General features: G+C 66.7%; 11 protein-coding genes. 6 read left to right on the forward strand and 5 right to left on the reverse strand.

All coding sequences use genetic code 11. The annotated features are described in order from the left end of the window. Positions 1 to 290: 290 nt before the first annotated feature. The 3 genes from IHD13_RS05895 (at position 291) to leuA (ending at position 3,541) form a co-directional block, all read left to right on the forward strand. Positions 291 to 551: a TIGR02647 family protein gene (locus IHD13_RS05895; RefSeq protein ID WP_195860112.1), complete on the forward strand. Its 261-nt coding sequence runs from the start codon at positions 291 to 293 to the stop codon at positions 549 to 551. Between the two features lie 162 nt (positions 552 to 713). Next, positions 714 to 1,541, forward strand: a complete 828-nt coding sequence (locus tag IHD13_RS05900) for an ion transporter (RefSeq protein WP_195860113.1) — start codon at positions 714 to 716, stop codon at positions 1,539 to 1,541. Positions 1,542 to 1,834: 293 nt separating this feature from the next. Next, the gene (gene leuA, locus IHD13_RS05905) at positions 1,835 to 3,541 is read left to right on the forward strand and encodes a 2-isopropylmalate synthase (protein WP_195860114.1); all 1,707 of its coding nucleotides are present in this window, start codon (positions 1,835 to 1,837) and stop codon (positions 3,539 to 3,541) included. Between the two features lie 107 nt (positions 3,542 to 3,648). Here the strand turns inward: leuA and epmB are convergent, their stop codons facing one another. After that, the gene (gene epmB, locus IHD13_RS05910) at positions 3,649 to 4,680 is read right to left on the reverse strand and encodes an EF-P beta-lysylation protein EpmB (protein ID WP_195860115.1); all 1,032 of its coding nucleotides are present in this window, start codon (positions 4,678 to 4,680) and stop codon (positions 3,649 to 3,651) included. Between the two features lie 94 nt (positions 4,681 to 4,774). Here epmB and efp point away from each other — a divergent pair, with 94 nt between their 5' ends. Both efp and epmA read left to right on the forward strand, forming a co-directional pair. Next, positions 4,775 to 5,341 (forward strand): elongation factor P, encoded by a 567-nt coding sequence (gene efp / locus IHD13_RS05915; RefSeq protein ID WP_195860116.1) that lies wholly within the window; start codon positions 4,775 to 4,777, stop codon positions 5,339 to 5,341. Positions 5,342 to 5,556: 215 nt separating this feature from the next. Next, positions 5,557 to 6,531, forward strand: a complete 975-nt coding sequence (epmA, locus tag IHD13_RS05920) for an EF-P lysine aminoacylase EpmA (RefSeq protein ID WP_195860117.1) — start codon at positions 5,557 to 5,559, stop codon at positions 6,529 to 6,531. Positions 6,532 to 6,831: 300 nt separating this feature from the next. Here the strand turns inward: epmA and asd are convergent, their stop codons facing one another. From asd to rsgA, 3 genes are all read right to left on the reverse strand, one after another. Next, entirely contained in the window at positions 6,832 to 7,683 is an 852-nt protein-coding gene (asd, locus tag IHD13_RS05925; protein ID WP_195860118.1) for an archaetidylserine decarboxylase, read from the reverse strand. 133 nt (positions 7,684 to 7,816) lie between these two features. Beyond that, positions 7,817 to 8,647 (reverse strand): sulfurtransferase, encoded by an 831-nt coding sequence (locus IHD13_RS05930; RefSeq protein WP_195860119.1) that lies wholly within the window; start codon positions 8,645 to 8,647, stop codon positions 7,817 to 7,819. Positions 8,648 to 8,716: 69 nt separating this feature from the next. Beyond that, positions 8,717 to 9,748: a small ribosomal subunit biogenesis GTPase RsgA gene (gene rsgA / locus IHD13_RS05935; protein WP_195860120.1), complete on the reverse strand. Its 1,032-nt coding sequence runs from the start codon at positions 9,746 to 9,748 to the stop codon at positions 8,717 to 8,719. Positions 9,749 to 9,851: 103 nt separating this feature from the next. Between rsgA and orn the strand changes: the two genes are divergently transcribed. Next, positions 9,852 to 10,445, forward strand: coding sequence for an oligoribonuclease (orn, locus tag IHD13_RS05940; protein WP_195860121.1), 594 nt, complete (start codon positions 9,852 to 9,854; stop codon positions 10,443 to 10,445). A 4-nt stretch (positions 10,446 to 10,449) separates the two neighbouring features. On the opposite strand, the gene queG is transcribed toward orn, so the two are convergent. Continuing rightward, positions 10,450 to 11,559 (reverse strand): tRNA epoxyqueuosine(34) reductase QueG, encoded by a 1,110-nt coding sequence (queG, locus tag IHD13_RS05945; protein WP_195860122.1) that lies wholly within the window; start codon positions 11,557 to 11,559, stop codon positions 10,450 to 10,452. Positions 11,560 to 11,609 lie beyond the last annotated feature (50 nt).

The raw sequence follows: 11,609 nt of genomic DNA on the forward strand, positions 1-11,609 counted from the left end.
AGGGAGATCTGGAGAAGTAAAGGAAGCGATCGGGGGCTGGCGGCATACGACATCTAATCGGCTACCGCCAGGGAGATCTGGAGCAGTAAAGGAATCGGCCTTGCGTGGAACGCTGGGGGGCTGGCGGCATACGACATCTAATCGGCTACCGCCAGGGAGATCTGGAGAAGCCGTAAGCCATTATCTCCTGCCGAGAGGGAGAGGTCGGTGTTGCGTGGAAAGCCGGGGCTGGCGAGGCGCGCGCCGCTGGCGTAGGGTCGAGGGACTTCCCCAGGTCGCCGGAGGCCGCCATGACCGCATCACGTTTCACCCCGGAACTCCTCGATGAGCTGCACCTGCTCTGCCTCTACAACCTGAACACCACCCAGGAAGGGCTCAAGGTGCATGCCTCCAGCGCCGCCCCGGGCCTGGTGGCCGCCGCCGATCGCTTGCATGCCAAGGGCCTGCTGACCCAGGCCGATGGCGGCTACCTCACCTCGCTGGGCCGCGACGCCGCCGCCCATGCCCAGGACCTGCTGGGCATCCTGGAAAGCGATAGCGTCACCACCTGACTGCCGGACCCTGGCCAGCGTATACGCTGGCCAGGCTGGCCCTGCTTGATCGCGAGCTTGCCCTAGCGCTTCACGATTCCTGCCTTTGCCATCCCCGGGGGATAGGGGATAATCCGCGGCATCCCGTGATTACACTCTCCGTCTGCCGTGACCGATTCGCCCATGACCTCCCTAAGCACCTGGCGCGACCGCTTCGAGCGGCTGCGTTCCAACAAGGTCTTCGAGACCTTCGTGATCGCCATCATCATCCTCTCGGCGCTGTTGATCGGCGCCAAGACCTATGAGGAGACCTCGCGCTTCGAGCAGGCGCTGCGCGTCTTCGACGTGGGGGTGACGATCTTCTTCCTGGTAGAGATCCTGATCCGCATGGGGGCGGAGAAGCGCCTGCGGGACTTCTTCAAGAAGGGCTGGAACATCTTCGATTTCCTGATCGTCACCGCCAGCCTGATCCCCCTGGACGACTCGGAGATGGTGCTGCTGGCGCGGCTGCTGCGCATCTTCCGGGTGCTGCGCCTGGTGTCGATGATCCCGGAGCTGCGCATCCTGATGGTGGCGCTGGTCAAGTCGATTCCCCGCATGGGTTACGTGGCCCTGCTGATGTTCATCATCTTCTACATCTACGCCGCCATCGGCAGCTTTATCTTCGCCAGCGTCGACGAAAAGCTCTGGGGCAATATCTCCCTCGCCATGCTGACCCTCTTCCAGGTGGCCACCTTCGAGAGCTGGGCCACGGCGGTGCTCTATCCGACCATGGAGCACTACCCCTATGCGTGGATCTACTTCCTCACCTTTATCTTCCTCAACGCCTTTATCTTCCTCAACATGATGATCGGCATCGTACTGGACGTGATGCAGAAGGAGAGTCTGGCCATCGAGCTGGAGAACGGCGAGGGGGAGGCCGCGGAACTGCACGGCCTGCGCGACGATGTGCGCGATCTCAAGGCGCAGCTGTCGCGCATGGAAGAGGCGCTGAATCGCCGCGGTGGTTGACAGCGTCGAGCGTTCCTGATTTTCTAGGGGCATGAAGATCACATTTTGCGACCTCAGCCTAGACCTACGACTACTAGCCGACCGCTAAGCGTGTCGGGCGATGCCGTGCATCGCGAAGTCGTTTTCTAGTCTCGAGGTTGCAAGATGTTCACCACTCCCGTTTCTTACTCCGTATGCCGTGCCCAGGCCACGATCACTCGAATGATCGCGGCCCGTGTGCTTTCTGACGCCCCGGTTGGCCCCTGTGCCGCCGGGGCGTCGTCGTTGTTGCCCCGTCGCCAGGAGATGCCCGCATGATGCTCAAGGATCCGTCCATCAAGTACCGCCCCTTCGTCGCCGTGGACTTGCCCGATCGCCAGTGGCCGAGCCGGCGCATCGAGACGCCGCCGCTGTGGTGTGCCGTCGACCTGCGCGACGGTAACCAGTCGCTGATCGACCCCATGGACGCCGAGCGCAAGCAGCGCTTCTTCGACATGCTGGTCAAGATCGGCTTCAAGGAGATCGAGGTGGGCTTCCCCTCCGCCTCTCAGACCGACTTCGACTTCGTGCGCTCGCTGATCGAGGGTGGCAAGGTGCCCGACGACGTCACCATCCAGGTGCTGACCCAGGCGCGCCCGCATCTGATCGAGCGCACCTTCGAGGCCCTGAAGGGCGCCAAGAACGCCATCGTCCACGTCTACAACGCCACCGACCCGGTCTTCCGCCGGGTGGTCTTCAACGTCGACAAGGCCCAGTGCACCCAGATCGCCGTGGATGCCACCACCCAGATCCGTGCGCTGATGGACGCCGCCCCGGAGACGAACTGGACCTTCCAGTACTCGCCGGAGCTCTTTACCACCACCGAGATGGACTTCGCCAAGGAGGTGGTGGAAGCGGTGATGGCCGCCTATGGCGCCAGCGCCGAGAAGAAGATGATCGTCAACCTGCCGGCCACCGTGGAGGCGGCGACCCCCAACAACTACGCCGATCAGGTGGAATGGTTCTGCCGAAACGTCAAGGATCGCGAGGCGCTGATCGTCAGCGTCCACCCGCACAACGACCGTGGCACCGGGGTGGCCGCCGCCGAGCTCACCGTGATGGCCGGCGCCGACCGGGTCGAGGGTTGCCTGTTCGGCAACGGCGAGCGCACCGGCAACGTCGATCTCGTCACCCTGGCCATGAACCTCTATACCCAGGGCGTACACCCGGGCCTCGACTTCTCCAACATCACCCCGATCATGCGCGAGGTGGAGTACTGCAACCAGCTGCCGGTGCATCCTCGTCACCCCTATGTGGGCGACCTGGTCTTCACCGCCTTCTCCGGCTCCCACCAGGACGCCATCAAGAAGGGCATGGCCGAGCGGCGTGCCAACCCGGAGGCCGTCTGGGAGGTGCCCTACCTGCCCATCGACCCGCTCGACGTGGGGCGCAGCTACGAGGCGGTGATTCGCGTCAACAGCCAGTCCGGCAAGGGCGGGGTCTCCTACCTGCTGGAGCAGGAGCACGGCATCGAGCTGCCGCGGCGTCTGGCCATGGAGTTCAGCCAGGTGGTGCAGGAAGTGGCCGACCGCACGGGCAAGGAGATCACCTCCCAGATGATCTACCAGGCCTTCGCCGACGAGTACCTGGCCCAGACGGCGCCCCTGGCCCTGGTCAACCACCGTCTCTCCTCCGAGCCGGACAGTCCCCGGGTGATGCTGGAGGCGGCCGTCACCCAGGAGGGCAAGCCCCAGACCGTGCGTGGTGAGGCCAATGGGCCCCTGGCGGCCTTTATCAAGGGCCTGGCGGCCGCCGGCCATGACGTGGAGATCATCGACTACCACGAGCACGCCCGCGGCCAGGGCGCCGACGCCGAGGCGATCGCCTACGTGGAAGTGCGCATCGGCGGCGAGGCGGTGTTCGGCGTGGCCACCGACGAGAGCATCACCAGCGCCTCGATGAAGGCGGTGGTCAGCGCCATCAACCGCCATGCCTCCAGCGCCGCGCCCGCGGCCAATGTGACCGCCGCCACCCTCGCTTGACCGGCTACGCTGGCTCAGGAGCGGTAAGCTGGTAAGCCGTAAGTGAAAACCCCCAAGGCGGTGTGCTTTGGGGGTTTTCTTATGGCTTACGGCTTATGGCTTTCAGCTCAAAGCGGTGTCTTGCTGCCCTCGCCGGGCACTTCCCGGGCCAGGGTCGGCACCAGGAACCCCGGCAGCTCGCCCCTCAGGCTCGCGACCAGCTTACGGGCCTCGGTGTCGGGCACATCGAAGTGGGCGGCGCCGGCCACCGGGTCGAGCACGTGCAGGTAGTAGGGCAGCACGCCGGCCTCGAAGAGTCGCTCGGAGAGGGTGGCCAGGGCCGCCACCGAGTCGTTGACGCCACGCAGCAGCACGCTCTGGTTGAGCAGGGTCACCCCGGCCCGCTTCAGCCGTTCGCAGGCGGCGACCACGGCCTCGTCGATCTCGTTGGCATGGTTGATATGCAGTACCAGCACCTTCTGCAGGCGGCTGCGGGAGAGCCAGTCGAGCAGGGTATCATCGACCCGGTCGGGGATCACCGCCGGTAGGCGGCTATGGATCCGCAGCCGCCTGAGGTGGGGGATGGCGTCGAGGCGTGCCACCAGCCAGGCCAGCTGGCGATCGCTGGCGGCCAGGGGGTCGCCGCCGGAGAGGATCGCCTCGCGGATGGTGGTGTCGCCGCGCAGGTGGTCGAGGCTCGCCTCCCACTGGGCCCGGGAGGGAGCGTTGTCGCCATAGGGGAAGTGGCGGCGGAAGCAGTAGCGGCAGTTGATGGCGCAGCTGGGGCTGGCGATCAAGAGCACCCGGCCGGCGTACTTGTGGATCAGCCCCTTGGCCGGGGTGTGCTCGGCTTCCTGCAGGGGATCGGCCAGGTAGCCCGGGATCTCGAGGGCTTCCTCGCCCAGCGGCAGCACCTGGCGCAGCAGGGGATCGCTGGGATCGCCGGGGCGGATGCGTGCGAGATAGGCCTCGGGCACCCGCACCTCGAACAGGCCATGGCCGGTCTCGGCGCCGGGCAGCCAGGCCGGGTCCAGGTCGAGGCGCCGGCAGAGCTCCACCGGGTCGCGGATCACGCCGGCCAGCTGGCGCTGCCAGGGGGCACGTTCCTGGGGGAGGTCGAGGGGGACGCTCTGCACATCGGCCGGGCTTCGGGTTATCATGCGGCACACCAATTGCGGGCGGGCGCCATGGCGCCCGTCGATACATTTCCTGCGCCGCCGCCATGGCGGGGCGCCGATCAGTCAGCGAGGAATCATGGCGAACTATTCTACCAACGAATTCAAGGGCGGTCTGAAGGTAATGCTGGACGGCGACCCCTGCGCGATCCTCGAGAACGAGTACGTCAAGCCGGGCAAGGGCCAGGCCTTCAACCGGGTCAAGCTGCGCAACCTGATCAGCGGCCGGGTCTGGGAGCGCACCTTCAAGTCCGGCGAGTCCCTGGAGGGCGCCGACGTCCTCGAGCTGGAGATGGAGTATCTCTACAACGATGGCGAAATGTGGCACTTCATGAAGACCGACGGCTCCTTCGAGCAGTACGCGGTGGAGAAGAAGGCCCTGGGCGACACCGAGAAGTGGCTCAAGGAGCAGGTCGCCTACACCGTGACCCTGTGGAACGACAACGCCATCAACGTCAACCCGCCCAACTTTATCGAGCTGGAAGTGGTCGAGACCGACCCGGGCCTCAAGGGCGACACCGCCCAGGGCGGCTCCAAGCCGGCGACCCTCTCCTCCGGCGCCGTGGTACGCGTGCCGCTCTTTATCAACCAGGGCGAGGTGCTGAAGATCGATACGCGCAACGGTGAGTACGTCTCCCGCGCCTGAGCCGGACTCAAGCTGGAAGCTTGAAGAGCGGCGCTTCGCGCCTGGAAGCTGGAAGAAAACCCGCCCCGGCTTCGCTGGGAGCTTGAAGCGGGAGGAAAAACCCTTGCCTCCAGGATTGGGCGGCAAGCTGTTTTCCAGCTTCCAGCTTCCAGCTTCCAGCTTATGAAAAGGCCATGCCTGCCTGGCATGGCCTGCGTCTTTCAGGAGGGTAGGGCATGGCAACTGACTGGCGCCCCACGGCGTCCCTCGAGACCCTGCGCCAGCGAGCCCGGCTGCTGGCCGAGGTGCGTGCCTTCTTCGCCGCGCGCGGCGTGCTGGAGGTGGAGACCCCGGTGCTGGGCCACGGCGGCAGCACCGATGTGGGGCTGGCGTCGCTCAGTTGCGAGGCGACGACTCCCGAGGGGCGTGAACGACTCTGGCTGCAGACCTCGCCGGAGTTCGCCATGAAGCGTCTGCTGGCCGCCGGTGTCGGGCCCATCTATCAGATCGCCCGCAGCTTCCGGGATGGCGAGGTGGGGCGCCGCCATAACCTCGAGTTCACCATGCTGGAGTGGTACCGCCCGGGCCTGGCCCTGGACGCCTTGATCGAGGAGACGGCGGCGCTGATCCAGGCCGTGCTGGGGCGGGAGACCGGCCCGGTGCGGCGCCGCCGCTATCGGACGCTATTCCGTGAGCAGCTGGGGGTCGACCCCTTTACCACGCCGCTCGGCGAGCTTCGACGGCTGGCCGCGGAGCGGGGGGGCCTCTCCATGGGGGACGCCCCCCGGGATGACTGCCTGGATCTGCTGCTGAGCCTCGAGATAGAGCCGACCCTGGGCCGGGAGGGCCTGGACGTAGTGGTGGACTACCCGGCCAGCCAGGCGGCCCTGGCTCGGCGTCACCGGGATCCGGAGGATGGTGAATGGGTGGCGGGGCGCTTCGAGGTCTATCTCCAGGGACTGGAGCTGGCCAATGGCTATGACGAGCTCACCGATGCGGCGGAACAGGCGGCACGCTTCGCCGAGGACAATGCCGCCCGGCGTGCCCGGGGCTTGCCCGAAGTCACCGTGGACCGGCGCCTGCTGGCGGCCCTGGCGGCGGGGATGCCGGCGGGCAGCGGCGTGGCCCTGGGCCTCGACCGGCTGATTCAGCTGGCCCTCGGCAAGGCCAGCGTGGCGGAGGTGATGGCCTTCGCCACGCCGCGCTGTTGACCCGACTGCTCTTTAGCCGTTATCCGCCAGATGGGGGAGTTGGCTTGACCGTTCGCCCATCTTGACCGAGCCGACTATCGAGAGCGGGAACAGCCCCTTGGCTAGTGATTAGCCGTTATCCGCCAGATGGGGGAGTTGGTTTAACCGCTCGCCCATCTTGACAGAGCCGGCTATCGAGAGCGGGAACAGCCCCTTGGCTAGTGATTAGCCGTTATCCGCCAGATGGGGGAGTTGGCTTGACCGCTCGCCCATCTTGACGGAGCCGACTATCGAGAGCGGGACCCGCCCCTTGGCTAGTGATTAGCCGTTATCCGCTAGATGGGGGAGTTGGCTTAACCGTTCGCCCATCTTGACCGAGATATCGGGCACCAATTCCTCGAAGTCGATCTCCTTGCTGAAGCACATCACCACCGTGGAGCCGAGCTTGAAGCGGCCCATCTCGGCGCCCTTCTCCAGGGTGATGGGCTCGTCGAAGCGAATCGTCTGGACCCGGCCGGAGAGGGGGGTGACCTGCCCGGCCCAGACGGTCTCGATGGCGGCGACGATCATGGCTCCCACCAGCACCATGGCCATGGGGCCCTCCTCGGTATCGAAGAAGCACACCAGGCGCTCATTGCGGGCGAAGAGATTCGGCACATGATCGGCGGTGGCCTGGTTGACCGAGAAGAGCCGGCCCGGCACGTAGACCATCTCGCGGAGGGTCCCGGTCAGCGGCATATGCACCCGATGGTAGTCCCGGGGCGAGAGGTAGATGGTGGCGAAGCTGCCCTGGCGGAAGGGCGCGGCGCGCTTCATGTCGCCGCCCAGCAGGCTGGTCACCGAGAAGGCCTGTCCCTTGGCCTGGATCAGGGTGCCATGGCGGGTCTCGCCGAACTGGGAGAGGGTGCCATCGGCGGGGGAGACCAGTCCCGACTCGATGGGGCGAGCGCCCTCCCTGAGGGGGCGGGTAAAGAAGTCGTTGAAGCAGGCGTAGGCCTTGGGGTCGGGATCCCGGGCCTCGCTCATGTCCACCTGGAAACGGCGGATAAAGGCCTTGATCAGCAGTTGCTTGAGCCAGCCGATACGGGTCTCGGCCAGCCGCCCCACCAGGCGCGAGAGCAGGTGGTGGGGCAGGGGGTATTGGATCAGGGCGAATAGCTTGGATGGCGACACGAAAGGACGATCTCACGTAAAGGGTAGGGGGACGATCGGGGCATTGTCAGGAGAGTGAAGCGGGAAGAGCGGTGCTTTGCACCGGAAGAAGGAAGAAGCATCTACCCTGTCTTCACTCTTCACTCTTCACTCTTCACTCTTCTATCGGCGTATCATCGCGATTGCCCCACTCCTTCCAGGAGCCGGGGTAGGCGCGCATCTTCTCGAAACCCAGGGCCTTGCCCACCAGCCAGGTGAAACCGCTGCGGTGGTGGCTCTGGCAGTGGGTGACCACTTCCATGTCCGGGGTCAGGCCCAGGGCCTCCAGCTCGGTGATCAGCTCCGCATAGTCGCGGATACGCCACTGACGGGCCGGATCCATGGCATCGGTCCACTCCAGATTGACGGCACCGGGGATATGGCCGAGACGCCGGTTCTGGCCCTTCTCGCCGCGGTACTCCGCCGGCGAGCGGGCGTCCCAGACGGCGAAGCCCTTGTCGCCCAGGCGCTCCTGGAGGGTCTCCCGGTCGATGGCGACATCGGGGTTGAGGATCTCCGCTTCGTAGTCGCTGGGCACGGGGGCCACCGGGGTGGCTTCGGTGGGCAGGCCCTCGCCGCGCCAGGCGTGGATGCCGCCGTTGAGGTAGGAGTAGCGCCGGTGGCCGATCAGTTCCAGGGTCCAGAGCAGGCGTCCGGCCCAGCCACCGCCCTCGTCGTCGTAAGCCACCACATGGCTGTCCCGGGTCAGGCCCAGCTCGGAGAAGAGCGCCGAGAGTGCCGCCTCGTCGGGCACCTCGTTGGGCACGTCGCCGCTGCCCTTGAGCAGGCGGCGATAGTCGAGGAAGCGGGCGCCGGGCACATGGCCCTCGGCGTAGCTCTCGGGCTTGAGGGGCACATCGATGATCAGCAGCTGGGGGTCGTCAAGCACCTCGGCGAGCTGCTCCGGCTCGACGATCAGCGGCAGAAGATTGGCTTCGGAGCTCATGGCGCCCTCCTTGTCTCGGTGATGCGCAGGATGATGGCATATTGTCGCCGTCTCGGGCGACAGGGCCTCTCAACGCCCTTCGTCCTCGAGGCTGTCGAGGATGCGACGGTAGCTACTGAAGCGCTCGGCGCGTACTTCGCCCCGCTCCACGGCCTCGAGCAGGGCGCAGCCCGGCTCCTGCTGATGACGGCAGTCGCGGAAGCGGCAGCGCCCCAGCAGTTCGCGGAACTCCACGAAGCCCTCGGTGACCTGCTGGGCATCCAGGTGGGTCAGGCCGAATTCGCGGATCCCCGGCGAGTCGATCAGTTCGCCGGCCTCGCTGTCGTCGTTGTCGAAGGCATAGAGGCGGGCGGTGGTGGTGGTGTGGGTGCCCTTGCGGGAGTCCTCGGAGAGGGCGCCGATGCGCAGGGTCTCGTCGGGCAGCAGGCGATCGATCAGCGACGACTTGCCGACCCCGCTCTGCCCGACGAAGACCGAGGTGCGCCCGGCCAGCCGCGCCCGCAGGGCGTCCAGGCCGTGGGTCTCGGCGGTGGTGGTGGTGACCACCGGGTAGCCCAGCGCCTGGTAGTGGCCCAGCAGGGTCATCAGCTCGCCGCCGTCCTCGGGCAGCAGGTCGGTCTTGTTGAGCACCAGCACCGGGGCGATGCCGGTGGCCTCGGCGGCCACCAGGTAGCGGTCGATCAGGTTGGCGTGGGGCGCGGGCTCCACGGCGAAGACGATCAGGATCTGGTCGATATTGGCCGCCACCGGCTTGAGCTGGCCACGAGCGTCGGGGCGCTCCAGCACGCTGTCCCGCTCGCCCCGGGCCACCACCACGCCGCTGCCGTCATTGGCGGCGCGCCAGATCACCCGGTCGCCGGTGACCAGGGGCTCCAGGTTGGCGCGCAGGTGGCAGCGGTGCAGGGGGCCGCCTTCGGCGGGGCGCACGTCCAGGCTGCGCCCGAAGTGGGCGATCACTCGTCCGTTACGTTCGGGGCCATACTCGCCGGCCTCCAGCTTGTCGGCATCCTGGGCATCGCGCTTGGCGGCGCGCTGGGCGCGTTCGGCCTGAATCTTCTCGATGCGCCAGCGCTGCTGGCGAGTTAGCTTGCGTTTGCTCATGGGCCGCCCGAGGTCTGTACAATGGGGACATTGTACGCATAGACCGCCCTCTTAGACACCGGGCCGCCCCGTGCCGGCGGCCTCGAGAAGGAAATGACGCACCATGGCTACGACCCCCGACGCCACTCCCCGCAAGGACCTGCTGGTCTGGATCGACCTGGAGATGACCGGCCTCGACCCCGAGAAGGAACGCATCATCGAGGTGGCGACCCTGATCACCGACAATGACCTCAACCTGATCGCCGAGGGGCCGGTGATCGCCGTGCATCAGCCCGAGCACCTGCTGGCCGGGATGGATGCCTGGAACCAGAAGACCCATGGCGAGTCGGGCCTGGTGGCCCGGGTGCGCCAGAGCACCATCGAGACCCGGGAGGCGGAGCGTCGCACCCTGGCGTTCCTGGAGGCGCATGTGGCACCCGGCAGCTCCCCCATGTGCGGCAACAGCGTGCACCAGGATCGCCGCTTCCTGGAGCGGGAGATGCCCGAACTGCTGGCCTTCTTCCACTACCGCAACCTGGACGTCTCGACCCTCAAGGAGCTGGCCAAACGCTGGAATCCGGCGGCCCTCAAGGGCTTCGAGAAGCGCAATACCCACCAGGCCCTGGACGATATCCGCGAGTCCCTGGCGGAGCTGGCCCACTACCGCAACACCTTCCTGCAGCTGGCACCGCCGGAGGCCGACGAGGAGGAGCAATAAGCGCTTAGCCAGCGGTAGCGATACGCCGCGCTCGCTTGTCCCGCTGGCGGGCCAGGGCCCAGCGCACATGCTCGCGGACCAGGTCGGAGGGGTAGGCCAGGCGCGCCTCTAGCGCTCCCTCCACCGCCTCGCTCCAGGGCGCATTGCCCAGCCCCACCGCCAGGTTGCGCAGCCAGCGCTCGTAGCCGATCCGCCGGATGGGGCTGCCCTCGGTCTTGCTCAGGAACTCCTCTTCGCTCCAGGCGAACAGGCGCAGCAGGTCGGTACGGTCCAGATCATGGCGGGGGGCGAAGTCCGCCTCGTCGCTGAGACGGGTAAAGCGGGTAAAGGGGCAGACCAGCTGGCAGTCGTCGCAGCCATAGACCCGATTGCCCATGGCCTCGCGGAATGCCTCGGGTATCGCTCCGTGCAGCTCGATGGTGAGGTAGGAGATGCAGCGCCGCGAGTCCACCACCTTGTCGTCGACGATGGCGCCGGTGGGGCAGGCGCTGCGGCAGGCGCTGCACTTGCCGCAGTGTTCGCTCTCGAAGGGCGGGTCCACCGGCAGCGGCAGGTCGGTATAGAGCTCGCCGAGGAAGAACAGCGAGCCGGCCCTGGGGTTGAGCAGCATGGCATTCTTGCCGAACCAGCCGAGGCCGGCCTTCTGGGCCAGGGCGCGCTCCATCACCGGCGCCGAGTCGACGAAGGCGCGGTAGCCGAAGGCCCCCACCTCGCCCTCGATGCGCTTGGCCAGCTGGGCCAGGCGCTTGCGAATCAGCTTGTGGTAGTCCCGGCCCAGGGCATAGCGAGAGACATAGGCCTTCTCCGGCCGGCCGAGCAGCTTGGTGGTCTCCACCTCCGGCGGCAGGTAATCCATGCGCACGCTGATCACCCGGAGGGTGCCCGGTACCAGTTCCTCGGGGCGGGTGCGCTTGGTGCCGTGCTTGGCCATGAAGCCCATCTCGCCATGGTGGCCCGCCGCCAGCCAACGCGCCAGGTAGCGTTCGTGGGTGGTCAGGTCGGTGTCGGTGATCCCCACCTGCTGAAAGCCCAGCTCACGGCCCCACGCCTTGATGGCGGTGGCGAGGGCAGCCGGGTCGAGGGCGTCCGGGGCGTGGTCATCGTGGGCTGGCATGATCGTGAAACTACCGAGAAAGCGGGGAGGGCTGGGCGTGGCGCAGGCAC

This window comes from Halomonas sp. 328 (genome assembly GCF_015645095.1).
In the GTDB taxonomy this organism is placed as follows: Bacteria; Pseudomonadota; Gammaproteobacteria; order Pseudomonadales; family Halomonadaceae; genus Bisbaumannia.